33 protein-coding genes and 1 tRNA gene are annotated in these 22,444 nt (G+C 44.0%); 17 read left to right on the plus strand and 17 right to left on the minus strand.

What is annotated here, in order from left to right; all coding sequences use genetic code 11:
- Positions 1-14 precede the first annotated feature (14 nt).
- From Q0394_RS08615 to Q0394_RS08625, 3 genes are read right to left on the minus strand one after another with little or no spacing between them, the layout of a single operon-like run.
- The gene (locus Q0394_RS08615; RefSeq protein WP_298946832.1) at positions 15-737 is read right to left on the minus strand and encodes an arginyltransferase; all 723 of its coding nucleotides are present in this window, start codon (positions 735-737) and stop codon (positions 15-17) included.
- Complete coding sequence (locus tag Q0394_RS08620) at positions 731-952, minus strand: hypothetical protein (RefSeq protein WP_002947719.1); 222 nt, start codon at positions 950-952, stop codon at positions 731-733. The genes Q0394_RS08615 and Q0394_RS08620 overlap by 7 nt, the downstream gene beginning before the upstream one ends.
- Positions 945-2,411 carry an acetyl-CoA carboxylase subunit A gene (locus tag Q0394_RS08625; protein ID WP_002950241.1) on the minus strand — a complete coding sequence of 489 codons (1,467 nt, stop codon included), beginning with the start codon at positions 2,409-2,411 and terminating at the stop codon, positions 945-947. Before Q0394_RS08625 ends, Q0394_RS08620 begins: the two co-directional genes overlap by 8 nt.
- A gap of 389 nt (positions 2,412-2,800) precedes the next feature.
- Here Q0394_RS08625 and Q0394_RS08630 point away from each other — a divergent pair.
- Positions 2,801-2,877, plus strand: a tRNA-Arg gene (locus tag Q0394_RS08630).
- Between the two features lie 234 nt (positions 2,878-3,111).
- Positions 3,112-4,311, plus strand: a complete 1,200-nt coding sequence (locus Q0394_RS08635) for an integrase arm-type DNA-binding domain-containing protein (protein ID WP_298946834.1) — start codon at positions 3,112-3,114, stop codon at positions 4,309-4,311.
- Here the strand turns inward: Q0394_RS08635 and Q0394_RS08640 are convergent.
- The 14 genes from Q0394_RS08640 to Q0394_RS08705 form a co-directional block, all read right to left on the minus strand.
- Positions 4,308-4,508, minus strand: coding sequence for a helix-turn-helix domain-containing protein (locus Q0394_RS08640; RefSeq protein ID WP_122871271.1), 201 nt, complete (start codon positions 4,506-4,508; stop codon positions 4,308-4,310). The genes Q0394_RS08635 and Q0394_RS08640 overlap by 4 nt on opposite strands.
- Entirely contained in the window at positions 4,505-4,957 is a 453-nt protein-coding gene (locus Q0394_RS08645) for a hypothetical protein (protein WP_298946836.1), read from the minus strand. Before Q0394_RS08645 ends, Q0394_RS08640 begins: the two co-directional genes overlap by 4 nt.
- Positions 4,958-5,129: 172 nt before the next feature.
- The gene (locus Q0394_RS08650; protein WP_298946838.1) at positions 5,130-5,543 is read right to left on the minus strand and encodes a YopX family protein; all 414 of its coding nucleotides are present in this window, start codon (positions 5,541-5,543) and stop codon (positions 5,130-5,132) included.
- Positions 5,530-5,781 carry a hypothetical protein gene (locus tag Q0394_RS08655; RefSeq protein ID WP_298946840.1) on the minus strand — a complete coding sequence of 84 codons (252 nt, stop codon included), beginning with the start codon at positions 5,779-5,781 and terminating at the stop codon, positions 5,530-5,532. Before Q0394_RS08655 ends, Q0394_RS08650 begins: the two co-directional genes overlap by 14 nt.
- Before the next feature lie 11 nt (positions 5,782-5,792).
- Complete coding sequence (locus Q0394_RS08660) at positions 5,793-6,242, minus strand: hypothetical protein (protein ID WP_298946842.1); 450 nt, start codon at positions 6,240-6,242, stop codon at positions 5,793-5,795.
- Positions 6,243-6,251: 9 nt separating this feature from the next.
- On the minus strand, positions 6,252-6,623 hold the full coding sequence (locus Q0394_RS08665; RefSeq protein WP_298946844.1) for a hypothetical protein: 372 nt from the start codon (positions 6,621-6,623) through the stop codon (positions 6,252-6,254).
- Complete coding sequence (locus Q0394_RS08670; RefSeq protein WP_298946846.1) at positions 6,620-6,889, minus strand: hypothetical protein; 270 nt, start codon at positions 6,887-6,889, stop codon at positions 6,620-6,622. Before Q0394_RS08670 ends, Q0394_RS08665 begins: the two co-directional genes overlap by 4 nt.
- Positions 6,890-6,893: 4 nt before the next feature.
- Complete coding sequence (locus Q0394_RS08675) at positions 6,894-7,094, minus strand: hypothetical protein (RefSeq protein WP_122871279.1); 201 nt, start codon at positions 7,092-7,094, stop codon at positions 6,894-6,896.
- 13 nt (positions 7,095-7,107) lie between these two features.
- Complete coding sequence (locus Q0394_RS08680; protein WP_163026396.1) at positions 7,108-7,281, minus strand: hypothetical protein; 174 nt, start codon at positions 7,279-7,281, stop codon at positions 7,108-7,110.
- A gap of 10 nt (positions 7,282-7,291) precedes the next feature.
- Positions 7,292-7,462, minus strand: a complete 171-nt coding sequence (locus tag Q0394_RS08685) for a hypothetical protein (protein WP_163026397.1) — start codon at positions 7,460-7,462, stop codon at positions 7,292-7,294.
- Positions 7,443-8,024, minus strand: a complete 582-nt coding sequence (locus Q0394_RS08690; RefSeq protein ID WP_122871280.1) for a hypothetical protein — start codon at positions 8,022-8,024, stop codon at positions 7,443-7,445. The genes Q0394_RS08685 and Q0394_RS08690 overlap by 20 nt, the downstream gene beginning before the upstream one ends.
- A gap of 432 nt (positions 8,025-8,456) precedes the next feature.
- Positions 8,457-11,375, minus strand: coding sequence for a phage/plasmid primase, P4 family (locus tag Q0394_RS08695; RefSeq protein WP_298946848.1), 2,919 nt, complete (start codon positions 11,373-11,375; stop codon positions 8,457-8,459).
- Positions 11,375-11,761 carry a hypothetical protein gene (locus tag Q0394_RS08700; RefSeq protein WP_298946850.1) on the minus strand — a complete coding sequence of 129 codons (387 nt, stop codon included), beginning with the start codon at positions 11,759-11,761 and terminating at the stop codon, positions 11,375-11,377. Before Q0394_RS08700 ends, Q0394_RS08695 begins: the two co-directional genes overlap by 1 nt.
- A 110-nt stretch (positions 11,762-11,871) precedes the next feature.
- Positions 11,872-12,132 (minus strand): helix-turn-helix domain-containing protein, encoded by a 261-nt coding sequence (locus Q0394_RS08705; RefSeq protein ID WP_298946852.1) that lies wholly within the window; start codon positions 12,130-12,132, stop codon positions 11,872-11,874.
- A gap of 130 nt (positions 12,133-12,262) precedes the next feature.
- On the opposite strand from Q0394_RS08705, the gene Q0394_RS08710 reads away from it, so the two are divergent.
- The 15 genes from Q0394_RS08710 (at position 12,263) to Q0394_RS08780 (ending at position 22,443) form a co-directional block, all read left to right on the plus strand.
- A complete protein-coding gene (locus Q0394_RS08710; RefSeq protein ID WP_298946855.1) occupies positions 12,263-12,652 on the plus strand; it encodes a helix-turn-helix domain-containing protein in 390 nt (129 codons plus the stop codon).
- Positions 12,653-13,180, plus strand: a complete 528-nt coding sequence (locus Q0394_RS08715) for an excalibur calcium-binding domain-containing protein (protein WP_298946857.1) — start codon at positions 12,653-12,655, stop codon at positions 13,178-13,180.
- 15 nt (positions 13,181-13,195) lie between these two features.
- On the plus strand, positions 13,196-13,636 hold the full coding sequence (locus tag Q0394_RS08720; RefSeq protein WP_298946859.1) for a thermonuclease family protein: 441 nt from the start codon (positions 13,196-13,198) through the stop codon (positions 13,634-13,636).
- 24 nt (positions 13,637-13,660) lie between these two features.
- On the plus strand, positions 13,661-14,704 hold the full coding sequence (locus tag Q0394_RS08725) for a hypothetical protein (RefSeq protein ID WP_122871288.1): 1,044 nt from the start codon (positions 13,661-13,663) through the stop codon (positions 14,702-14,704).
- A 64-nt stretch (positions 14,705-14,768) separates the two neighbouring features.
- The gene (locus Q0394_RS08730; RefSeq protein WP_298946860.1) at positions 14,769-16,451 is read left to right on the plus strand and encodes a hypothetical protein; all 1,683 of its coding nucleotides are present in this window, start codon (positions 14,769-14,771) and stop codon (positions 16,449-16,451) included.
- A 102-nt stretch (positions 16,452-16,553) separates the two neighbouring features.
- The gene (locus Q0394_RS08735; protein WP_298946862.1) at positions 16,554-17,087 is read left to right on the plus strand and encodes a hypothetical protein; all 534 of its coding nucleotides are present in this window, start codon (positions 16,554-16,556) and stop codon (positions 17,085-17,087) included.
- Positions 17,087-17,620 carry a hypothetical protein gene (locus Q0394_RS08740; protein ID WP_297938213.1) on the plus strand — a complete coding sequence of 178 codons (534 nt, stop codon included), beginning with the start codon at positions 17,087-17,089 and terminating at the stop codon, positions 17,618-17,620. The genes Q0394_RS08735 and Q0394_RS08740 overlap by 1 nt, the downstream gene beginning before the upstream one ends.
- Before the next feature lie 15 nt (positions 17,621-17,635).
- Positions 17,636-18,562, plus strand: coding sequence for a DUF5309 family protein (locus Q0394_RS08745; protein WP_298946864.1), 927 nt, complete (start codon positions 17,636-17,638; stop codon positions 18,560-18,562).
- A 38-nt stretch (positions 18,563-18,600) separates the two neighbouring features.
- A complete protein-coding gene (locus Q0394_RS08750) occupies positions 18,601-19,242 on the plus strand; it encodes a hypothetical protein (RefSeq protein ID WP_298946866.1) in 642 nt (213 codons plus the stop codon).
- A gap of 26 nt (positions 19,243-19,268) precedes the next feature.
- Entirely contained in the window at positions 19,269-20,252 is a 984-nt protein-coding gene (locus Q0394_RS08755; protein ID WP_298946868.1) for a hypothetical protein, read from the plus strand.
- Positions 20,252-20,926: a leucine-rich repeat protein gene (locus Q0394_RS08760; protein ID WP_298946870.1), complete on the plus strand. Its 675-nt coding sequence runs from the start codon at positions 20,252-20,254 to the stop codon at positions 20,924-20,926. Before Q0394_RS08755 ends, Q0394_RS08760 begins: the two co-directional genes overlap by 1 nt.
- Positions 20,927-20,928: 2 nt before the next feature.
- Complete coding sequence (locus tag Q0394_RS08765; protein ID WP_298946871.1) at positions 20,929-21,531, plus strand: hypothetical protein; 603 nt, start codon at positions 20,929-20,931, stop codon at positions 21,529-21,531.
- A gap of 79 nt (positions 21,532-21,610) precedes the next feature.
- Positions 21,611-21,991, plus strand: a complete 381-nt coding sequence (locus tag Q0394_RS08770) for a hypothetical protein (RefSeq protein WP_298946873.1) — start codon at positions 21,611-21,613, stop codon at positions 21,989-21,991.
- On the plus strand, positions 21,975-22,232 hold the full coding sequence (locus Q0394_RS08775; RefSeq protein WP_298946876.1) for a hypothetical protein: 258 nt from the start codon (positions 21,975-21,977) through the stop codon (positions 22,230-22,232). Before Q0394_RS08770 ends, Q0394_RS08775 begins: the two co-directional genes overlap by 17 nt.
- Positions 22,219-22,443: a hypothetical protein gene (locus Q0394_RS08780; RefSeq protein WP_298946878.1), complete on the plus strand. Its 225-nt coding sequence runs from the start codon at positions 22,219-22,221 to the stop codon at positions 22,441-22,443. The genes Q0394_RS08775 and Q0394_RS08780 overlap by 14 nt, the downstream gene beginning before the upstream one ends.
- Position 22,444 lies beyond the last annotated feature (1 nt).

The following is a 22,444-nucleotide window of genomic DNA, read 5'->3' on the forward strand; positions in this document are numbered from 1 at the left end:
TTTGAAAGCATTTTTTATTCCGTTTTTTCCCACACGGGCGTTTCGTCTAGCGGGACGTATTCGCGCAGGCGCTCGTAGGGCTTGTAGTCGGCCTTGTAGGCTAGGCTAGGGCAGTCTTTGACGTAGTAGCCTAGATATATCCAGCGTAAATTTAGCTGCCTTGCTAGTAAAATTTGCTGATAGAGCGAGTATCTGCCGATGCTAAGATCTGCAAAATCAGGATCGTAATAGCAATAAACCGCCGAGATACCGTCGCTAAGGATATCGACGAGATCGACGCCGATGAGCCGGCCGCCGGCAAAATACGCTATCTCCTTGCCAAACTCTGCGTGCCCCGCGACGTAGAGCTCGTAGTAGCGGCGAAAGTCCAGCTCGTAGTACTTCCACTCGCGCTTTTCTTGCATAAATTTATGGTATTTTTTGTATAGCGCCACGTGCGCGTCGTCTATGAGCGGCTTTGTTAGGATGATTTTGGTATTTTCGTTTTTACGCATCGTGCGGCGGGCTGATTTGCTAAATTTAAAATTTAGCGCATCAACCCTGATATTTACGCACTCGTGGCAACCCGCGCAGTTTGGCTTGGAAAAATACTTGCCAAAACGCCTAAAGCCGCGCCTGGCAAGAGCGTCGTTTACGGCAAAGTCGCAGCCGTCCACGTAGCGATACTCCATGCGCGAGTCCCTGTCCTTTAGGTAGGGGCAGGGGCTGGGCAGGGTGGAAAACGGCACGACTAGCACTTTTTGATATCCGCGTCCTTGACGTAGGCTAGAAACTCGTCGCGCAAAATTTGCTCTTTGTGCGCGATGGCTTCTTCTTTGCTGAAGGTTTTTGGTTCAGGCTTTAAATTTTGCTTCGCGGCGTTTTTGGCGGCTGAATTTGAGCTCAAATTTGCATTTTGCTCTTTTTGAAGCTCTTTTTTTATATCCTTTAAACTATCGAAAAAATCATTCATCCGCGTGCTCCTCTTTAAATTTTCTAGCGTCTTTTACCCTTTGTATCGCGGCAGCGATTGCAGCGATCACCTCTTCATTATCCTCGTTGTCTTTGGTTTTCATCTTTTCTAGCAGGGTAGGCATCTTGTTTTCGACGTATGACGTATCGAAAAATCCTCGCCTAAAGTCGCGCTCCTTGCTAATGCTGAGCAAAAACGGGATCGTGGTTTTGACACTGCCTTCGATCGTAAACTCATCTAGAGCGCGTTTTAGTTTATTTACGGCTAGATCGTAGCTAGGGGCTCGGACTATGAGCTTAGCTAGCAAGCTATCGTAAAACGGCGGTATCTGATAGTCTTTATATAGATGGCTATCGACGCGCACGGAAGGGCCCAGAGCAGGGTAGTAGCCGGTGATCTCGCCAGGGCTTGGGATGAAGTTTTGCCACGCGTCCTCTGCAGTTATACGCGCCTCTATAGCAAAGCCTTGCGTGATGACGTCGCTTTGCTCCATGTCGAGGATCTCGCCCGCCGCGATACGGATCTGGCGCACTATGAGATCCACGCCCGTGATCTCCTCGGTCACGCCGTGCTCGACCTGGATACGAGTGTTCATCTCCATAAAATAAAAGTTGTTGTAATCATCTAACAAAAACTCGATCGTACCGGCGTTGGTGTAGTTTACTGCCTTTGCTGCGGCGACTGCGGTCACGCCCATGCTCTTTCGCAGACTTTCGCTCATAGTTGGGCTGGGCGCGATCTCGAGGATCTTTTGGTGGCGGCGCTGGATCGAGCAGTCTCGCTCTGCTAAGTGGATGATGTTGCCGTATTTGTCGCCTAAAATCTGAAACTCGATGTGGCGCGGATTTACGACGTATTTTTCCATGAAAACTTCGTCGTTATTAAAAAATGCCTTAGCCTCGCGCGTGCAGCTTTCAAAGCTAGACTCTAGCTCCTCCTCTTTCCACACGACGCGGATGCCGCGGCCGCCGCCGCCGCCGCTAGCTTTTAGGATGACGGGATAGCCGATGCGTTCGGCGTAGAGCTTGATATTTTCTATCGTTTCGTTGTTTAGCTTTTCGGTGCCGGGCACGATAGGGATGCCGTTTTTATTCATCAGATAGCGAGCGATGTTTTTGTTGCCCATTTTGCGGATGACGTCGGCGGTAGGCCCGATGAAAACTAGACCCGCATCCTCGACCTCTTTGGCAAATTCGTAGTTTTCGCTCAAAAATCCGTAGCCCGGGTGTATGGCGTCTGCGCCGCAAGCTTTTGCTACCTCAACGATGCGCTTGGCGTCTAGGTAGCCCTTGATCGGATCGATACCGATCTGGTAGGCTTCGTCGGCTATCTTGACATGCAGGCAGTCTTGGTCGGGCTTGGTGTAAATGGCGACGTTTTTGATGTGTAAGTCTTTGCAGGCACGGATAACGCGAACGGCTATCTCTCCGCGGTTTGCGATCAAAATTTTATGTATCACTTGGCTTTCCTTTCTTATCGTTTTTTGAATTTTACTCTTTTTTGCTTGCTGATGCTTGAAATTTGCTTTTTTAGAACATGATCTTTGCATGCAGTCTTTAAATTCGCTATTTTTGCTATTAAATTTTTAGCTTGTACTGCCTTTATCTATATATTTTAATGCTCGGTAGCCAGGCGCGCTTGTTTTTAATTAAATTTGCTACATAAGATAACATAAAGATTTTTATAGATGGTTAAATGTGGCAAATTTAGTACATAAATTTGAAATTTGATGGCCTTACGGCAAATTTTGATGTAGTAGGGTGGGTAAAAAACGAAATTTTTGCAAATATATCAAAAATTAGAAAGATTTAAGAAACCTTTGGCTATACTTCACATTTCTTTTAAAGTGCGCTCGTAGCTCAGCTGGATAGAGCATTTGATTGCGGTTCAAAAGGTCAGGGATTCGAATTCCTTCGAGCGCACCATTTATTCATTTCTTAAGTTTTCTTTTTAATTCTTTTCTTTTCACGAAGCTCGTTTTTATCGGGTTTTATCCTGATTTTTGCTTTTCTTTTGTTTTCTTTGCTTTTCTTTTCATTTCTTTTCTTTTAAGGATTTTTAACGGATAATTTTACAGATAAATCTCTATCCGTTAACTTTTGTCCGTAAAAAATCTTTGCTTGATTTTTAGGGGCTTGCGGATATACAAAAGGATAAAAATGCCAAAGATCAATCCCCCGCTAACCGACACGGCCATAAAAAATTTAAAGCCTAAGGACAAAATTTATAAAAAATCCGACGGACAAAATTTGTTTATATTTATTGAGCCGGGCGGGCGTAAATTTTTTGCGCTTGAATATAAAAGCCCTCTCACGCTTAAGATGCGGCGCATGGCTTTGGGTAACTATCCGCTTTTGACTTTGGCCAAGGCTAGAGAGCTAAGGATGGAGCTTTTGCGCCAAATAAACGACGGAGTCGATCCTCTCAACGCAAAAAGTAGCGATACGAGTAGAAATTTTGAGCGTTTGGCCATGGAGTGGATAGATAAAAAAAGCGAAATAATCAAAGAGTGGACGGCACAAAATCAAACTAGAAACGCGCAAAAATATCTATTCCCGTATCTCGGTAAAAGAGATATATCGGGCATTACGGCCGCCGAAATAATCGAAGTCCTGCGAAAAGTCGAGAGCAGCGGCAGCCTAAGCGTGTTAAAAAAGCTATTTCAATTTTGCGGGCAACTATGGCGATACGCCGTAGTTAGCGGCAAAGCGTCTCACAACATCATCGCGGATATAGATTTTAAATACACGTTTAAGACTAAAAAGCAGCAAAACTACCCGGCGCTAACGGACGATAACGATCTACGCGCGCTGGTGCTGGCTATCGACGAATACGGCGGCGAGTATAAAACAAAGGTCGCGCTAAAACTCGGGCTTTATACGGCGGCTCGGTCGTTTAACATACGCGCGGCGCAGTGGAGCGAGTTTGATTTCGACAAAGAAATTTGGAGTATAGAAGCGGGGAAGATGAAGCAGGATGAAGTTTTTAAACTCCCGATATCTAGGCAGGTTAAGGTGTTGCTGCTTGAATACCGCAAATTTGCCGGGCGCAGCGATTATCTATTTTTTAACCACTTTAGCAAAACGAAGTATATGAGCGAAAATACGCTAAACGTAGCGCTTAGGCGCATGGGCTATACCAAAGACGAGATAGTATATCACGGGTTTCGCTCAAGCTTTAGCACCGTTTGCAACGAAAACACGCACGTTCACGGCTACTCCGAAGCGATCATCGAAAAATGTCTAGCGCACAAAGACGCAAACTCGGTAAGGGCGGCGTATAATAGGGCGGCAAATTTGTCGCATATGAAAGGTTTGATGCAGTGGTGGGCGGATTATTTAGACGGCTTAATCGCTTAAGCCGTCTGCATAGGGGCGGTTTTGACCGCGCTTTTTATAAAATTCTCGATGCTAGCCCTAGGATAAACTACCGTTTTCTTTCCTAACTTGAGCTTCTCGATATATCCTTCTTTGACGTAGCGCCAAAGCGTAGCGTCGCAAACTCCGCCTAGCATCTCTTTTGCTTCTTTGGTGGTGATGTATTCTTGTCCTATCATTTCGTGTCCTTCGCTCTAAACCCAAGCACATAAAGCGGGGCGATTTCTACGCTCTGGCCGACAAATGCCTGCGCCTGCGCTCTCGTCATCCTTGTTTGGCTGATATGCCAGCCGTCGGACATCTTGAATTCCCAATACCAAAGCACGTCGTCAAAATAAACATAGTTATTTACATCTTTATCGCCTCTTTCTTTTATGTATGAGCTCTGATAAAAATCGTTTTTCGGGTGCAGTGGTTCAGCTTCGCTTGTCTTCCAAATCATTAAATCAAAATCAGTATCCTTGAATTTCGGCTTTTTAGGCTTCACTCGGTAGCTATTTAAATCCCACGCCCATTGCGGGGTATCGGTTACATCAAACCAAATATCGGGGCGATCAAGATCGCAAAACTCTATCGCTTCGCCCCTTGTGTGGGCTTGCATTACTTCGATCATTTCGTCTGTATTCATCGTCTTATCCTTTCAATTATTTCTTTTATTTCTTTTACGTCCTCTATCCAGGACTTGTACGGCTCTCTGTTTGCCCCGTGCGCCAAATCTATCTTTAGCTTTAGCGCGTCGAGCCGCTTTTCAAGAGTAGCTAATTCCTCGATTATTGCTCGCAAATCTTGCACTATTTTGTTCATTGCAAAAGCTCGGTATTTTCGTAGATATTGCCTATAACTTCTACTGTATTGTTTTTAAGTTTGTTATACACGCCTACATAGCAGACATATTTCTCACCAGGTGCACGTTCTGAGTCTTTGCCATACCCAATTCCGAGAAATCTTGCATCTTCATCTTCCCAATTCACTCTAAAAGAATGTTCGTTGTAACCTGGCCCTGGCCTAAAAAGGTCCCCCTCGTAAATCTCAACGCCGTTTTTATCTTTCAAGCCGGTGTATTGCATAAGCTCGACATCTTCAAAAGAGCACTCGAAATCAATCTCCGTCTCCTCATCCCATAGCCCTAATTCATTGTTTGCAAAGTCAAGATATAAAACTTCGTATATCCTTTTATCTGCTTTATAATAAGCTTTAAATTTAATCTCTCTCATTGTTTTTGCCTTTTAATTTTTTGTATGCCTCAAGTAGCCTTTCTCGCTCTTCTTGTTTGAGGTAAAAGCAATTATAAAGCGAAAAATTTATCCAAGTTGGCTGGGTGTCAAATCTTAAAAGCAACGTGTTTAAATCTTGTAGTTTTCTATAATCACTTTTTAGAAATTTCCAATCGTGGCCTAAAAACCACTCCAAAAGCTCTACTAGCTTCTCTTTATCAGTTTTTCGCCAAAACATATTTGCGCCCTTTAAATATTCTCAATGTAAAAATACGCCAGGCGTTGGCTATCCTCCGCCTCTTTGCGATACTTCGTGTCGTAGCTTTTGTTTGCTATGTATGCTATTTTGTCCTTATTGAGCGCGTAAAACTCGGCTAGTATCGGAGCTAGCTTTTGCCCTTTGCGCTCGTTCGGCGCGAAACGCAGATAAAGCAGATCGCAGGCTAGCTGTGGGGCTGTCGTGCCGAAGTTTTCTTTTCTAACGGCGGCTTTGTTGCTAAGCGCATCAGTTTGTATGTCGATACGTTTCTTGTATTCGTAGTAGTACTCAACGATAGGAAACATCGCCGCTAAAAGCTCGTCGATAAATTTACTCGCCTTTTTGTTTATGAATAGCCCTAATTCCTGCGAGCTATCCCTTTTTAGATAGCTGTATGCCATAACAAAAATAGCCGCGTCTTTTAGTTCCGCCGTGGTCATCACTTCATCCTATATCTCAATCGCCCCAAATAGCGCGCCAGGGTCGTAAATCACATAGCCGTTTAGCAAAGCGTGATTCATCTCCATCAAAATACCTTTTGAATCTTGTATGATGTCGGGGTCGCAGGTTTTCTGGCTAGGCACAAATATCGCGCCGCAAGAATCAAGCTGCTTTAGGCAAATTTTCATAACTTCGTCATAGTCTAGGTTTCTATATCGCGCATTGTTTAGTACCGGGCTAAATAGCTCGTATTTCTCGTCACCGTTAAAAAACTCGTTGGCTTCGGCTAGAGCTTTGATCGCTACTTCGCGCGCTGTTTTTTTATCGTCGCCGAATACCGAATATGGGCTACAAATGTAAATTTTAATAACGCCTCTCATGCAAAATCCCTATGATAAATTGTAATGGCGTTGATAAGAGTTGCTGCCGTTTCGTCGCTAAGTTGGCAAGCTATCATTTTAAGAGCGTCTTCACTAAAGTTGTTTATCTTATCGCCGATACTCTCTGCAAAATCATCCATATCCTGGTCAGCAATAAAATTTATAATATCGTCCACATCCACCTTTTTTAATACTTCTTGTGCACCACAGTCGTCTATAATATCGTCTATATCGACTTCTACGCCTATCTCTTTGATTACAGTCATCTTCTTACTCCTCAAATAAGCTTCGTTCTTTTGGCGCCGCGGCATCCATGAATATCTCGTCGCCGTCCTCGATGGCGCGCTCCATAGACATCTCTTTTTTTGGATCCAGCATAAATTTAACCCTCTTTGCCGCTAAGTCCAGCATCAAAACATCGTAAACGAGTTTTTGGCCGCTAGGGCGTATCTTTAAAATAGGTAAAACCATCTTTTTCTCCTTTTTAGCCAATAAAATATATTCCAAAAAGGCACAATAGCACTAATGCCCAATCCCTTGCAAAGGTTAGTTTTAGTCCTGCAAGCCTAATTATCTCTGAATTTCTGAATTGCCCAATTATTCTTAGGACAAAAAATACGACTGTGACCCATAAAAGCACTTTTAAAACAATGCTCATATCTTCTCCTTTATAAATTTGCTAAATTTTGACATATCGCTAAAACTAAAACCAACCCCAAGGCCGCTAAAAACCTTTTAGCCCCACGGATAAACAAAACGCGCCCCAAAGACGGAGGGCTGCCCAGAGCGCGGCGCGGCACGCCAGCGGCGTCGTAAATTCTAATCGCTACTTTTTTCATCTTGCACCTCTGCGTCAATGACATCATCCTCGAACTCAACCTTAATCCCATTTAAACGAGATAAAATTTGCTGAGCTGATACGGCCTCTGGTGGCATGATGGCCATGCGGTCTAGCATCTTGTCGCTTCTGCCCGCTGAAAGCGTAGAGATAAATTTTGCCCTCTCAAAGTCATCGGCGCTAACCATGCCCGTCTCTCGCTGCCTAGCTACGATACGGCGCGCCTCGCCCTCCATGATCTCGTAGCTAGCTGCTAGCAAGACGTTATTTCGCTCGATATCTACCTTGGTGTTTTTAACCACGGTTTCTAAGCTTGACTTTTGCAATAAATTTCTAGTTTGCTTGTCCTCGCTCATAGCTAGAGTAACTTTGTTTTGCAGGGCCTGCGCCCAGTTAAAATCCTTTTTCCAGCGATTTATCGAACTGCTAGAGCCTTTTAGCCCTAGCGCGTCTAACTTTGAGGCTAGCTGCTCCTCGCTGATGGGTTTATAGTCCGTTTCAAACGTCGCGCTATCAAGATATATCTCGAAGGCTTTTTGTTGCGTTTCGTTCATCTGTTTCATGATTTTCCTTTTTGTCTCGCGTGGCTCATAATCCTCAAAAAACCGTGAGCCGCCCCAAGCCCCTAAAATACGCAATCTTATAAACTCTTTGGCTCATAAGTTTAAACAACTTGAGCCAGCAGTTAAACCCGATTTTATCGATGTTTAATAGTTTAAGAATTCTCTTTGGCTCACCATTTTTTTTATATATAGGTTCTAAAAAAAATTTTTGAAAAACAAAAACGATTTCAAACCGATATAGGGGCAAAAATGGCGAGATTGTGAGCCAACAGCACGCCAAGCCCCAAAAATACAGCTTTTCGTTGGCTCAAGAAAAATAAAAATCGTGAGCCAGAAGTGAGCCACCCAGATGTAAAACATCTATCAAACGCCCTAAAATAGGACGCTTTGTAGATATTTTTAGTTAAAATCATCGTGAGCCACAAAGAAATATTAGTTTTCATCGGATTTAGCTCCGCCTGCTTGATAATAGCTCATTTGATTTATTATGATTTCGCCGCCGTTTTCTATCTTTACGCTGTCAAAGTCGAGATTGTCGCTGCTAACCCTAAAACCGAAAAAGCACCTAGGCCTTTCTCCTACGCCTGCATAATTTACCGGCATTCGTTTTTGGCCGTAAGAGCAGCCGATACCCGCAAGCGTAAGCTCGTCGCGTAGAGCCTGGGCAAAGTTTTTTTGCGCTATAGGCTTGCCGCCTTTATCATTCATATACGCTAGATAGATTTTATAAAGCGCTACCGACGGCACGAAGTAGTTTGCGTCCGCAATGATCGCGTCTTTAACGAATGTGCGAAGCGGATTTACGCTATCTTTGTACTCTTCGAGTTCTGTTTGCATACGTTTAGAGCGGGTAAATTTGTTTTGTTTAATGAGGCGTTTTAGCCCCTCGAGTGCCATGTTGAAAATGCCGGCCAACTCATCGCTGAAGCGATCGCTAAGGCCGCGTATCTTTTGATTATCTTTTACCTCTTTATCAAATACTATAAGCAGCATGCGCCTAAATACGCCGTTATCGATGCCGCTTTTTGGCTTTTCGTTACCGGCAAACGCAAGCTTAGGCTTTTCGCTAGGAAGTAGTGAATAAGGCTCTTCGTTTTTTGGGTTTATGGTAATCGCGTCTTTGGTGCTAACGATAGCTTTAAGATTTGCTAATTGTCCCTTGTCGGTGCCGTTTTTGTCGATCTCTGAGCCGATATTTAATAGTTTATTTGTAAGCGCGCAAAGCTGGTGCCCTTCAAACTGTTGAAGCTGCAGGGATGAGACGTTGTCCTCGCCAAAAAAGTTTCTGATGGTATCAAGTATAACGCTCTTGCCGTTTGCGCCGCTTTTGCCGTAGAGGAACAAAAAGCTTTCAAATTCGTGGCTAGGCATAAAGCAGTAGCCGATAAACTCCATAAGCGTTTTTATGTCATCCTCGTCGCTCATTATATCGCGCAAAAATTTAGTCCACTTCGGGCATTTGGCCGAGGTATCGTAGTTAAATTTTAAGATATTCGTCGCGGCGTCTTTATAGTCGTGCTTTTCTTTAAAGGTGATGACGCCGTTTTTGCTGATAAAGATCGTACCGTTTAGCAAATTTATGACGCGGCGCGGTTCGTGTGCTTTGATCTCGTCTAAATTTAGCGACAGGCTTGTTAGATCCTCTACGATTTTATTTACGTTCTCGCGGCTTTGCTTTTTCTTATCTACGTATGCCGCAACCATCCAGTGCGTGTGGATAAATTTGGCTAGCGCATTGGTATCTATCTGCATGAAGTGGTTGCTAGCCCAGACGTGCAAATTCTTTTTATACTCGCCAAGGCGATAGCCTAGTTTTAAAAACGTTTGATTTAAACTTGCCGTCATATCTGTGATGTGCGTTTGGTGATAGTTCGTGCGCATAGTTTTGTTTATGCGGAAGGCATCGCTAAAAGCCTTTGAAAAACGCTCGAAATTTTGCTCCTCTTGCTCAGTCAAAAGGAAACTTTGGATATAGGCTTTTTTAAATTCCTCGTATCGATCGCCCATTTTTCTTTCCAGCTCTTTTGCTGCGTTTAGCACCTCGTCGACGTATTTGTCATCGAGCTCGCCCTTGACCGGGAAAATGTTTATGAAGTTGCCTTCGATATCTTGCGCCATTATCTCGGCTTTGATTTGGCGAAATTCTTTGACAGGCAGGTTTTGTTTAAATTTATCTAGCTTTGCCGAAAGATTCGGGAAGTATTCACATATCTCGTCAATGACGACGTTGGTCGGTTCAAAACAGCTAAAGGCAACGACGTCGAGTGGGCTAGCGTCCTGAAATTTAAAAGCGTGTTCGTAAAGATAGTCGCTAATATCGTAACCCTTTGAAAAGTTCTTGCCTATCATATAAAAGAGTACGATGCGGATACTTTTGGCCACGTCTTTTAGCTCGTAAAATTTCTTGATAGCGTTTTCGTAGCCCGCCTCATCGTGGTCAAACCAGATAAAAACGTGCTTGTCTAGCAAAAGCTCTTTGTGTTCTTCCCAGCTTGCCGTTACGCCGCCAAGAGTCAAAGCGCATATACCAAAACACATCAAATTTAATGCGTCTTTTTCTCCTTCGCAAATAACTACTTTATCGCCTTTGTAGTCGGTGTAAAAATTTAGCGGGAACGGGCTAGCATGTGCGCCGCTCTCGCCGATCCATTTGCCGGGCATTCGCTCGCTAGTTAGCTCGCCTTTTCCCGCATCGTAAGTAAATTTCTCTCTATATTTTACGTTCACGGGCGCGCCGTCCGCGTCTCTGATGATGATAACCAGGCTTTTGTGCTCGAAGCTATAACCGATAAGTTCGCGGCTATATGCATCAAAGATATCGCTAGGCGTCGGAAATAGAGCCAAAATTTGATCTTTGATCAAATCATAATTTTTTAGCTTATTTTCTACAAGCTGCGGAGCGGTTTTGGACAACCTAAATTTAAGCTTGGCTTCCTTGTTCGCGCGCTCGGCGGCTTCTTTTTTCATGCGAGCTTCATTTTCAGCTTTTAGCAGGGCTTGGTGCGCTTCGTAGGCCTTCTTTTCTTCTTCGGTCATCTCTTTTGCGTTTATCGCATTTGGAATGCCGAAGTGATCGCAAACCCTTTTGGCTGCTTGAAGCGGCGAAATTTGCTCTTTTAGCTCGACGAATCTCACGATATCGCCGCTAGTATTGCAAGCAAAGCACTTGAAATACGCGCCGCTAGCGTCGGAGTTAATGCCTAGGCTAGGCGTGGCATGGCCGTGATCGTGAAACGGACAAAACGCATTGCCGCCTTTAAACTCGATGTTATAAACGCTCTGGATAAAATCTTTAAAATCGTGTTTCGATACCGTTTGCTTTATTGTTTGAAAAATGCTATCGCCGCTCATTATTCCACATCCGCAAAAAGGTTATTTTCTCTAATAAATTTCTTTAAAATTTCCACGACTTCGCGTGCGAAATCGGGGTTTTTGAAACGAAAACGCCTAAAATAGAAATAGATCGTAAGCTTGCTTTTGCCGGTATGTTTGGCTACGTAGGCCGCTAGCTCGCTTTCGCTGGCGGCGCATTCAAGAGCCTTGTAATACCAATCAGCTACCTCGTCAAAGTGCGGACAAAGGTAGTTTTGCTTGACGAAGAGGGCATGCTCCAAAATCAAAAAACGATCGTGACGGTCGTTTTTGCGGTCTAGGTAGCTTAAATTTTGTAGGTTTTTCTTGCAAGTTTCAAGAATGCTAGCGTGGTCTACGCGGACATAATCCCTCGTCGCAGTCATAGTCTAGTCCTCTTTGGGCATAAACAGCCCCGTTGCGGCCAAAGCCAAAATAGCCCCTCCAGTGAAGGAGCAAACCGCGATAGCGACAATGCTAAGTGTAAGTTGCATAGTCATAATCTATCCTTTTTTGTAAAAATTTCGCCTTCGCCGAATAACAACCACTTGATCGAAAAGCCATATTGATCCGCAAGCAGTATTATCCACGATAAAGGCGGTCTGTTTTCTTTGATAATGCTCCAGTAAGAAACTCTGGTGGTGTTAAGCACTCGCTTTGCGAAGTCGTTTTTGCCGTAGTCAAGCAGCCTCCTGGCTGTATCAATACGCTGCGTAACCGCTACGATATCGCACGCCGTGTTTTGTTTTTTATCCATTTAAAAACCCTTTTTACGCTATAATGTTAAAGCATTTTAACGTTTTGGTTAAATAATGTTGTGATTATACCAACAATTGTTTGTAATGTCAATGGTTATACTAACAAATTTTACCTTAAAAGGATAAAAAATGGAAAATTTGGAGGCTGTTTTGGCGAGAATGCGTGCCGTGCTCGGGGTAAAAACGGATAAACAAATGTGCGAAATTCTTGATATTCCTTATGGCACATTGGATATGTGGAAGGTTAGAAAAAAAATTCCAAAAGGAAGGTTTTTGGAAATCGCCACCAAACTAAACGTAACGACCGAGTATTTAGAAAGCGGAGTAAACATATCAAACAATACAAACTCCGTAGTCGTAAACGGCAGCAATAACGGAAGTATAGTAAATGGGCATCAGGTAAAAGTAAGCGACGAATTTATGGAATTTGCGGAGCTGTTTAAAAAATACGGCAATAGCGAATTGCTAAAACAATGGACGGAGAGTTTATTAAAAATTAAAGAAATAATAGAGAAATAAATGTATGTGGACAACAGCAACGCCATACCTATAGTCATACTTTGTGTTGTTATTTTTGTGCTGGTTGTTGCATTGGTTTGGCTAGTTATAGAATACGTAACCGGCGATAGTGTAGCAAGTTTTTTGAAAAAACGCCCTGATATAATATGTGGATTTATATTTGTGTTGCTGGTATTTTTTTTTAAATCATGGGTGTTTATAATTTTTATAGGATGCATAGCTATTTTACTAGGGTTTGTTTTTTTTCGAGGTTTATTTGAAAATTTTAGCGAACAAGAGCCGATTAATAAAATAATGAACGTATTGGGGCTAGCGATAACGCTTTTTGTAATATTTATGGCTGTTAAAGAAATGGTAGAAGAAAAACCTTCAAAGATTATTGATGGCAGGAGAATAGAATGCAGTGGTTGCAAATATTGCAGTGAAATAAAAAGTTGTGCGGAGGCGTATTTTTTACTAAACCAATGCGGATGTTCTAGCCTTGACAGAGATAAAGATGGAATACCTTGTGAAAATTTATGTAGGTAATAATAGGGTGAGAGTGTGAAATTTTTGGCCATTTTTTTAGTGCCTCTTTTTTTGTTTGCGCTCGAGGGCAAAGTGATAAGTGTAACGGACGGCGATACGGTCAAAATTTTAACATTCGAGCGGCAGCAAATCAAAGTGAGGCTATATGGCATAGATGCGCCGGAGAAAAAGCAACCTTACGGCACAGCCGCAAAACGATATTTGTCGGATCTGATCGTCGGTAAAACCGTGCAAATAGAGGAGCTTGGTAAGGATAGGTATAAGCGTGTTTTGGGGATCGTGTATCTGAACGGTAAAGACGTAAACGAAATTTTGGTATTAAACGGTTACGCATGGGCTTTTACGAAATACTCCAAAATTTATGAATCGCAAGAGTGGAAAGCGCGAAGCAAAGGGCTTGGATTGTGGCGTGATAAAAATCCGATAAAGCCTGAAATTTGGCGAAAAACTATATAAAAATAAAATTTCAAAGGAGAAAAAATGGAAGAAGAAAAAATAGTTTTAGATAGGATTTCGGAGATACTTAAAGATGAAAATAAGGCAAAGGCACTAGAGGCTGTTTTGAATGTTGCAAATATAGAAGATGTGATGACCTTAAAAGAAGTATTGGACGACTACAGGGTAATCAACAAAGAAGTAAATGGAGTATCTTTGCAGGATAAGGTTAATGACGTTATTAGATCGCATGAGTTTATACAGTTTTATGAGTTGTTGCAAAGTGAAGATAAGCGCAATGCACTGCAATTGATTTTAAATGATTTGATGGACGCTCAAATAATACAAAAAATACAAAAAATTGAAGAATACCATAATGTTTTATATGGAACCAGTGGTGGTAAGGATTGCGTTGAAAAAATGCACGAAACCATACAAGATATGGAGAACAATAAGTCCAAGGCTGAAGAATTGGCTGAAGGCGTTCGAAATATTGGTAAAAATTTGCAAGAAGAATGTAATAAAGTATTCGAGGATGCAAAAAAGATATTGCCTGGAATAGCGGCGGCAGAATTAGGAAAATCTTTTAGAGAACAGAGAGAAGATACTGAAAAACTTTTAGAAACATGGAATAAAATTTTTACAACTTCCAATATAGTGTTTGTTGTGATATGCTTTTTATATTTTATAATGACATTCAATAAGGATTTTAACTTTAGTAGCTTTTTAAGAGTGTTGCCGCTTTGGGTTTTTAGCGGATTTTTTATTTATTATTCTACAAAGCAAATATCTGAATACAAAAGAATAGCAACCGAATATAGATATAAAGAGTCTCTAAGCACGGCATATATAGGCTGGAGAAAAGAAGTGTACAGGCAAGATGGAGAAGAAGATGAAGAAAGAAAGCAAAAACTACTAGATATGACCTTTGATGCTATAAAAATAAATCCTAGCGATAAAATAGGCTCATCTGGAGGCAATATACCAACTTTGACTTTTTTGGAAGGAATTGTCGACGTGCTACCTCTTGAGTTGCTAAAAAAGCTTCATGACAAGATAAGTGATATTCTTAATATCGCAAAAAATTAGCGATTTATACGTTTTTTAGGAAACTCATAATCTAAACTATCCGCAAAAAAAGCGGAGAGTTTAGATGGATAACGACTTAAATTTAATCGAAAAAGCATTTAGAGATCTTGAAACCCACAAAGATAGATTTTTAAAATGCGAAGCGGCGTTTCTCGCCACATACAAAGACGACAAACGAACGAGCAAGCTCAAAAACTCCGAGCGCAGCCGTTCTAAACTCTACGTACCGCTAATCAAAACTACCGTTTTTATCATACATGCGATATTTAAAACAAGCTTTATGAGTGATCGCTGCCCGATCGAGATCACTCGCGTCGGACGCAGAAGCGACGACGATCTAGTCCTGCAAAACGCACTCACGGCGGTACTAAAAAACCGTTGGAAGAAAAAAGAGCACCGCGTAGGGCTCAGTAAGGCAGTCCTAAGCGCGCTATATCTGCCTCTGGGCATAGTAAATCTTTTCTACGACAAAGAGCAGGGCGACATCGCTACACGCTTCATCCCTATCACTGATCTAGCCTTTGACAAATACGCAAGCGACATCAACGACATAGAATACGTCTGCTACAAATGGCGTCAATCCGTGCGCCAGGTCGAAGAAAAAATCAAAACGAAATTTTATAAAGGCAAAGACAAAGATCTCATCCTGGGCTCAAAGGTAGAGTGGAGCCAGCGAGTGCAGATGAAAGATATCTACAAAAAGGTCTATGTAAACGGCCGTCAGATGTGGGAGCTAAAGAGCTTCGCTAATGACTTCTTGGTAAGAGAGACGAAATTTTCGACTCTGCCGTTTCACTTCGGCTACTGCATAGACGCGATGCCTAGCGTCGAGGAGAGCATGCGTGAAAAAGAAAACGCCGTATACGGCTCGTGCGTGCCGGAAATCGTCAAAGAGATCCAAGAAGAATACAACATCAAGCGTAATCAAAAAATCGACATCACCGAAAATCAGATAGACCCGTCGTTTGTGGTAGATAAAACCAGGGGGGCGGTGGCAGTAAGCGACGTGATGGCAAAGAAAAAGGTCATCAGGGTAGAAACGGACATGGGCGCTAGAGTGAGCGACGTGATAATGCCGTTTCCTGTGCCGCCTACGTATCAGCTAAGCGAAGAGATAAATATGCTCGGCAAAGAGTACGAGATAGCAACCGGCGTAAATAGCGTAATGACTGGGCAAACCAGCCCGAGCGATCGCCGCGCTATGGGCGCGCTACAAACGGTAAACGCCGCGAGCTCGATGAGAATAGAAAGCATGATGCAAACCCTGCTAGAAACTATGCTTTCAAGCTATGCGCAGCATTTCGTAGAGCTGCTGTATCGCTTCGTAAGCGACGACGAATTCGTAAAAATCACCGAAGACGAGAACGTGATAGACGTGATCGGCACGCTTGCGCAAAGAAAGGCGAACCGCCTGGATTTTGACGTTTCGGTAAATTTCGGCACGACGATAGCAAACGAAGTAAAGATCAATCAACTAAACGGGCTACTGGGTGTGCTGGCCCAAAATCAAATAAGCTCACCGCAAATAACGGGCGAAATAATCAAAGAGGTGCTAACTCTGATCCTGGGCGAAAACGCGCCGATAGAGCAGGTGGACGAGGCTATGGCTCAGATGTCGGCGATGCAAGCTCAGGCTATAGAGCGGGCGCAAATGGCGCAGGAACAAGCGGGGCAAGAAGAACAGGCGCAAAGCGAAGTTAGCGAGGAGGAGATGGAGATGGCGGCTTTGGCAAACGGCGGGATTTAGGGCAGGCCTTGCCCTAAGTGCGAAACATATTCGCGCGAGGAGTTTTTGTATGTTTTTTAGGATGGCGATAAATAAAATAATAAAAATTTTAAAGGAGAAGACATGGCGTATAGGGACAAATACGAGGTTTTGGGCGTTATCGTCGCTTTGGCCACGAACGGGCTTAGCGTCTACAAAAAAGGCGATGACGAAGGGCAAATCAGCGGCGGAAGCATCGGCGATATCGTGGTTAGGACTAAGGGCGAGGATGGCTTTGCCTCCGTGAGCATCATAGGCGAGCAGGAGTGGGAAGCTATGCCGCAAAACGAGGCCGCCGAGGCCGAGATGAAGCAAGCCGCATCCGGTGCGAAAAATCTCGCTCCCGAGCTAGCTAAAGCCAAAAACGAGATCGAACGCTTGAAGGCTGAAATTTTAGAGGCCAAAGGCGAGGCGGAGCGTTTCAAAGAGGAGTGCGCAAATTTGCAAGACCGCATAAGCGAAGCTGCAGGCGAAAATATGGTGCTGTCGCAAAAAGTCTCGCAGCTTGAGGCCGAGAATAAAAAGCTAAAAGAGGCGGCCAAGAAGGCAGAGAAGAGCAAAGATAATGCGCCTAAGGCAAATGAGCCGCAAGGTCTAAATTTAGGAGGTAACGAATAATGCCGGACGTATATGATCAGGATTTGGAGGGGCTAGCGGCCGCAGAGGAGACGCAAGCGCAAGAAGCCCAGGCAGCCGTAAAAGCCGCGGACAAACCACAGGTACAGGCGGAAAACAAAACGTCCGCCCAGGCCCAGTCGCGAGCCGAGGCGAGCACGGACGACTCCGTAAAGCTCAATAAAGAAGAGTACGCGGACTTTCAAAGAATGCGTCAAGCTGCGCAACTTTCGCAGATGGAGACGGATTTTAGGAAGAGCTATCCCGATTTTGATATGCAAAAAATCACGGATAAGATTTTAGAGATCGACGAGAAAAACCCCGGCGCAGGCGACGCGCTACTTACTCCTGTCGGGCTTGAAAACGTCTATCTAAAATTTTTCCACGGTAAGGCGCAGGAGCAGACGGAGGATGAATTCGACATAGCGCGAGGAACGGGCGGCGGCGTCGACAGATCGGAGATGATGAGACGCATAAACAAAGGCGAAATAAGCCAGAGCGAAAAATACGCGTATTTAAGCAAAATTTTTAACTAAAAAAGGAGATAAAAGATGCCTATTGTTAGACAAGGAATAATGACCAGCGACGAGGCTTTCGGAAGAAGAGGCACCGAGTTTTGGAACACGATAAAAGAGATGGGGTGGAAGCAGACGCCGTTTTTGACGTCTATCCAAAATGGCGCTCCGGTAGATAGGAGCACGAACGCGGCGGCCGGGCACACGTGGTTTTACGATGAAACGCCCGACGGCGAAGCCGATAACGCGCACTTAGAGGGCGGCGCTCCGGCCGCTTTGAAATACGCTACCGGCGGACAGCTAAAAAACCAATACCAAATCGTAAAAAATACTTACGGCGTTTCGGGTACGGAAGAGGATAGCAAAAGGGTGGACGGAAATTTGATCCTAACCAAAAACGGCGAGATGGAGGCGATCAGGCATAAAAAAACGCTAGAAAAGATACTGCTTTCCGATCAAACTGCTGTTCAAAGGGTCAATACCGGCGTTAAAAAAGAAGGAAAGCTCGGCGGACTAAAAAGCTTTACTACCGCGACCAATACCTTTGACGCCACAGGGGCGGATATGTCTATGCAGTTTATTAGAGATCTGCTTAAGATCGGACATTTAAGGGGTCTGCCTTACGATTTTATACTTTTGCCCGATAAACAAATGGATAGAGTGATGGATCTGCTCGATAAATACAAGCAAGCCAACTACACCGTAGAATATCTGCACGACAAGATTACGGCGATAAACTCCCAATACGGCGAGAATGTAAAGCTACTTTTGTCGCCGGAGCTCGCGAACAACGAGATAATAGCCTATAGATCCGAGGATATTTACGCAGTTTACTGGAGAATGACGAAGAAAAAAGACTTGCCTACCGAGAACGACGAGATCAAAAAAGAAATACTAACCGAGCTTACGCTTCGCGTGTGCACGCCGGTAGCGTTTGCTTGGCTTAAAAATCTGAAAGTTTAAGCGGAGGCCGACGGTCTTGGCTTGGCTGAGGAGTAAAGATGACTTTTTCGGAGTTCAAAAATATATACGAAATCAATACTCGTCGCGGCGTAAAAATATGCGGCGACGATGAATTTCGTCTACTAATGGCCCGGACGGCCGCAAAAATACACCGCGCCATAACCGTCCTGGAAAAAATAGAAACGGACGATAGAAACATAGGCGTAGACTACTATCTCTCAAAAAAATACTTCGTAGCTAAATTTCGTCCTCCTCGCGCAGGGACGGACGAGATGGACTACGAAGACGAGAGCCTGCTGGCGGCTCTAGGCTACGGCATCGCCGCGGCAAGAGCCGGAGACGACAAGGATCGTCTCAGATTTAACAAACTATATCTCGAATCTCTTTGCGAATACGAAACAAGCAACTTTGACGACCTAAGTTGCGACCTGGAAAGCGCGCTCGGAGCCAAAGGGTATGCTAAGCCGTACGAGATAGGTTCCGAAGTCGGGACGTATTTTCTTTGGGATGAGGAGTTTTTAAATAATTTAGACTTTTATATGGCCGACCGCGTGAAATGTAAAGGCCTAAGTTGTAGAAAGTTCATATACAAATTTATGGATTTTCAAAACGGCAAATATCAAGACAGGGCCGATCTAGCAGATCTGGACAGAGTAATGAGGGCAAGGATAAGACCGTAGCCGCCCAAAAAACACAAGGAGAAAAAATGCAAAACGAAAAAGAATTTACGCAAATTTGTAAGGAAATTTTGGCTCTTAGCGAGAAGGTTAAAGAGCTAAATTTGAGCCGCTTGGAAACGATCTCGGTGGAGATAAAGCTGGCTAAAAACAGCTTTGACGACAAAAGCGGCGAGATGGACGCAAAGATAGCCGAATTTAACGCCGTAGCCCAAAGGCTGGAGCCGCTAAAGCAGTCTTTGGCCAAGGCTGAAGAGATCCTCGCTAAAATCAAAGAAAACGGCGGCGCCGGCGTAAGCGAGGAAAAGGCAAAACAACTAATAAACGAGGCCGTGAGCGAGCTCGCGAGTGCGGTAGAAGAGCTAAAGCAAAAAACGCCTATCGACGACGCGGCTGCGGCGGTAGATAAAACGTATTCAAGCAAAAAGATAGAGGATACCTTTCTCAAAAAAGGCGAATCTGTAAGTAGCGGGGTGGACGAGGCTAAAGTAAACGAGCTAATCGACGCAAAAGCTGCAAATTTGGCAAACAAAGATGAGCTGGCGGACAAACTATCGACAACTATATACGAGGAAGATAAAAAAACACTAGCAACCAAGCTTGATGTAACTAATGCTGTAAGCAATAAAATAGATACAACTACATTAAACTCTGCCATTGGGGGGCTTGCAACGGCATTTGAGAACAAAATATCTACGCTCGCCGCCGCAGCCGTCACGCAGACTGCGCTAAATAAATACACCAAAGCGCAAAACATCGCGAGTAATACGATAGATTTTATGCAAGGCGTAAATTTCACGGGTAGCGTAAGCGGGCAAATAACGGCAGGGTCTAGAGAGGCGGGTCAAAGCGGGCTAGTGTATATTAGCGGCAACGGCGTATCCGGCTTTTCAAGCGACTTTGTAATCCTAAACCCAAGCGAAGCGACATATGGGCAAGGATATGTATTTTTTAGCTACTTTGTGCGCCCAGGCGACAACAAAGTGCTAATTTCTTTCATAAAGGCCGCATAATGTTAAAAGGCGCATTTTTTTTCGGGGGCGGGGGCGAGGCATCCTACCCCGAAGTAACAAAGATAGTCAAAGAAGGCGGGCTAGACTATGTTTTGTGGGGGAAGGAGGTTCCGAATAGTTTTACGCGGACGTATCAAAACATTTGCGAGGCTCCTAACTACCACAAAAACAAACTAGACTTTAGCAAATTTACGAAAATCGGGGCAAACAATTTTAATAATTTTTCTCTAATTTTGGTCGCTCCTGGTATGACGGAGCTAAATTTAAAAGCGTTACAGACGCTTGGGGCTAGCTGCTTTAACAATCTAAGCGGGGATATAAGAACCTTGAAAGTCCCCTTGCTAAGAGAAGCGAATGACAGTTTTTCCACAACTGCGCTAACAAAGATAGACGCGCCTTTGCTAGAAACCGTTAAGAATACCTGCTTTTCAAACAACTCTATGACGGTCAATGATTTTACGTTTCCAAGCTTGCATACTATAACCGGGGCAGGTAATTTTTGCAACCTATCTAACGTATTTTATTTGACGATGAGGAAATTAGTAAAAATTAGTGGGGCGAATAATTTTAAAGGCTTAACATCCTTAAGTCAAATAGTAGTAAGCGCGGGGATGGATTCTAGCAGCGAACATCTTCTCAGACTCGGCGTAGGCGCAAGAATCAGAAAGGTATGACGATGAAACTCACGGCGAAACAAAAACTTCAAATTTTGAAAAACGTAGCGGTAGAGATACCGCTTGAGATTTTGCAGTTTCTCGTCGTGCCGATCGCTTTGCTTTTTTGCGGTAAAGAGAGCGAAAAACTGCCGAGATGGGCGGCGTGGTTTGATGACCCGGACTACGGCATCAACGGCGACGACGGGTGGAGAGGCGAACACTATCCAAACGGCAAGAACCGCACCTACTGGGCTAGGCTTTGCTGGCTATACCGCAACCGCATAGGCGTATTTAGCGCGAAATACTTGGGCGTGCGAGTAGAGGACATCGACGCAAATACGGTGCGCGCTCAAGGCGACGTATTTGCGACCTACAACAAAGGGCAAAAGAACACAGAGTGCCTGGTGGTTTGCAAAATGAAAGACGGACGCGAGCGTTTCGGCTACTACCGCGAGATCCGATATGGCAAATCAAAATGGTACTGCCGTGTCTATCTGGGGTGGAAGCTGATGGACGTAGTCGGTATGCGCGAGGACAACAAGCATACGTATATGGACGAGAACGACAAGAAAATCCTGCAAACCGTTTGGGCTATCAATCCGTTTAAAAGGATAAAACAATGAGCTCGGCGGTCAAATTTGCAGTTATCGCGGCGGTAATTTTGGCCGTCCTGCTTACCATAAATTTGCTAAAGGGGGCGTGATGAATTTTCTAATCGCAAACAAACTTTGGCTAATCGTAATCGGCGCTCTTGCGGGCGTAATGCTAGGGCTTGGGATTGAAATCTGGAAGTTAAGAGACGACATCAAAGAAGCAAAAGCGGGGCTAGCTCAGGCGCAAAAAGAGCTAGCGATAAAAGAGGCGGCTATCCAAGTATCGGCGGCAAATCTAAGCGAGTGTAATACGCGCATAGATTTTCAAAACGAGAAAATCAAGGCGCTAACCATAAAGTCGCCCGATGTCGTAAAGATGCAGGAGCGCGTAGTGACGAAATTTAAAAAGATAGAAATACCCGTCAAAGACGCGCAGTGCGAAAAGAAACTTAAATTTTACGAGGAGCTGATAAATGAAGCAGGCAAATAAGGCAACTGTCAAATTTTGTTTGACAGTTGCAGCGGTTTTATCTTTAGCTGGTTGCGCCAAAGAGCCGCAAATCATCACAAAAACCGTATATCAAGAAGTGAGAACGCCCGTTGCGTGCCTTGCGAAAATGCCCCAAAAGCCGAAATTCGAGGCAAACGATCCGCAAAGCGCACGCGAGCTAATGGAGTATTTCAAAACCTGCGAGGAACTCTTAAAGGGGTGCGTAGATGAGCGAGATTAAACTACTACCAAAGCCTAAAAACAAATTAAAGCGGTGGCTAGTGTTGGCGCTAGGCGGCTTGTTTATGATAGCGTTTAGTGCAACACTGTACTGTTTTTATGGGGATATTTTTCATAGCGAGGAGGTTAAGCTAACAGCGTGGGCTGTTACGCAGGGCGTAGTAAACGTTCTACTAAGCCCCGCAAGGATGTTAATCATCTTTAAGGCGTAGC

Source organism: uncultured Campylobacter sp., from assembly GCF_938039205.1.
GTDB lineage: Bacteria > Campylobacterota > Campylobacteria > Campylobacterales > Campylobacteraceae > Campylobacter_A.

Coding starts and splice junctions, on each gene's coding strand:
- Q0394_RS08725 (WP_122871288.1), top strand. CDS start 13,661: ATGGAAGAAGAAAAAATAGTTTTAGATAGGATTTCGGAGATACTTAAA.
- Q0394_RS08750 (WP_298946866.1), top strand. CDS start 18,601: ATGACTTTTTCGGAGTTCAAAAATATATACGAAATCAATACTCGTCGC.
- Q0394_RS08715 (WP_298946857.1), top strand. CDS start 12,653: ATGTATGTGGACAACAGCAACGCCATACCTATAGTCATACTTTGTGTT.
- Q0394_RS08705 (WP_298946852.1), bottom strand. CDS start 12,132: ATGGATAAAAAACAAAACACGGCGTGCGATATCGTAGCGGTTACGCAG.
- Q0394_RS08755 (WP_298946868.1), top strand. CDS start 19,269: ATGCAAAACGAAAAAGAATTTACGCAAATTTGTAAGGAAATTTTGGCT.
- Q0394_RS08765 (WP_298946871.1), top strand. CDS start 20,929: ATGAAACTCACGGCGAAACAAAAACTTCAAATTTTGAAAAACGTAGCG.
- Q0394_RS08665 (WP_298946844.1), bottom strand. CDS start 6,623: ATGAGAGGCGTTATTAAAATTTACATTTGTAGCCCATATTCGGTATTC.
- Q0394_RS08645 (WP_298946836.1), bottom strand. CDS start 4,957: ATGAATACAGACGAAATGATCGAAGTAATGCAAGCCCACACAAGGGGC.
- Q0394_RS08695 (WP_298946848.1), bottom strand. CDS start 11,375: ATGAGCGGCGATAGCATTTTTCAAACAATAAAGCAAACGGTATCGAAA.
- Q0394_RS08770 (WP_298946873.1), top strand. CDS start 21,611: ATGAATTTTCTAATCGCAAACAAACTTTGGCTAATCGTAATCGGCGCT.
- Q0394_RS08640 (WP_122871271.1), bottom strand. CDS start 4,508: ATGATAGGACAAGAATACATCACCACCAAAGAAGCAAAAGAGATGCTA.
- Q0394_RS08760 (WP_298946870.1), top strand. CDS start 20,252: ATGTTAAAAGGCGCATTTTTTTTCGGGGGCGGGGGCGAGGCATCCTAC.
- Q0394_RS08620 (WP_002947719.1), bottom strand. CDS start 952: ATGAATGATTTTTTCGATAGTTTAAAGGATATAAAAAAAGAGCTTCAA.
- Q0394_RS08740 (WP_297938213.1), top strand. CDS start 17,087: ATGCCGGACGTATATGATCAGGATTTGGAGGGGCTAGCGGCCGCAGAG.
- Q0394_RS08675 (WP_122871279.1), bottom strand. CDS start 7,094: ATGGTTTTACCTATTTTAAAGATACGCCCTAGCGGCCAAAAACTCGTT.
- Q0394_RS08680 (WP_163026396.1), bottom strand. CDS start 7,281: ATGAGCATTGTTTTAAAAGTGCTTTTATGGGTCACAGTCGTATTTTTT.
- Q0394_RS08685 (WP_163026397.1), bottom strand. CDS start 7,462: ATGAAAAAAGTAGCGATTAGAATTTACGACGCCGCTGGCGTGCCGCGC.
- Q0394_RS08745 (WP_298946864.1), top strand. CDS start 17,636: ATGCCTATTGTTAGACAAGGAATAATGACCAGCGACGAGGCTTTCGGA.
- Q0394_RS08690 (WP_122871280.1), bottom strand. CDS start 8,024: ATGAAACAGATGAACGAAACGCAACAAAAAGCCTTCGAGATATATCTT.
- Q0394_RS08660 (WP_298946842.1), bottom strand. CDS start 6,242: ATGACCACGGCGGAACTAAAAGACGCGGCTATTTTTGTTATGGCATAC.
- Q0394_RS08655 (WP_298946840.1), bottom strand. CDS start 5,781: ATGTTTTGGCGAAAAACTGATAAAGAGAAGCTAGTAGAGCTTTTGGAG.
- Q0394_RS08780 (WP_298946878.1), top strand. CDS start 22,219: ATGAGCGAGATTAAACTACTACCAAAGCCTAAAAACAAATTAAAGCGG.
- Q0394_RS08650 (WP_298946838.1), bottom strand. CDS start 5,543: ATGAGAGAGATTAAATTTAAAGCTTATTATAAAGCAGATAAAAGGATA.
- Q0394_RS08710 (WP_298946855.1), top strand. CDS start 12,263: ATGGAAAATTTGGAGGCTGTTTTGGCGAGAATGCGTGCCGTGCTCGGG.
- Q0394_RS08775 (WP_298946876.1), top strand. CDS start 21,975: ATGAAGCAGGCAAATAAGGCAACTGTCAAATTTTGTTTGACAGTTGCA.
- Q0394_RS08700 (WP_298946850.1), bottom strand. CDS start 11,761: ATGACTGCGACGAGGGATTATGTCCGCGTAGACCACGCTAGCATTCTT.
- Q0394_RS08735 (WP_298946862.1), top strand. CDS start 16,554: ATGGCGTATAGGGACAAATACGAGGTTTTGGGCGTTATCGTCGCTTTG.
- Q0394_RS08730 (WP_298946860.1), top strand. CDS start 14,769: ATGGATAACGACTTAAATTTAATCGAAAAAGCATTTAGAGATCTTGAA.
- Q0394_RS08670 (WP_298946846.1), bottom strand. CDS start 6,889: ATGACTGTAATCAAAGAGATAGGCGTAGAAGTCGATATAGACGATATT.
- Q0394_RS08635 (WP_298946834.1), top strand. CDS start 3,112: ATGCCAAAGATCAATCCCCCGCTAACCGACACGGCCATAAAAAATTTA.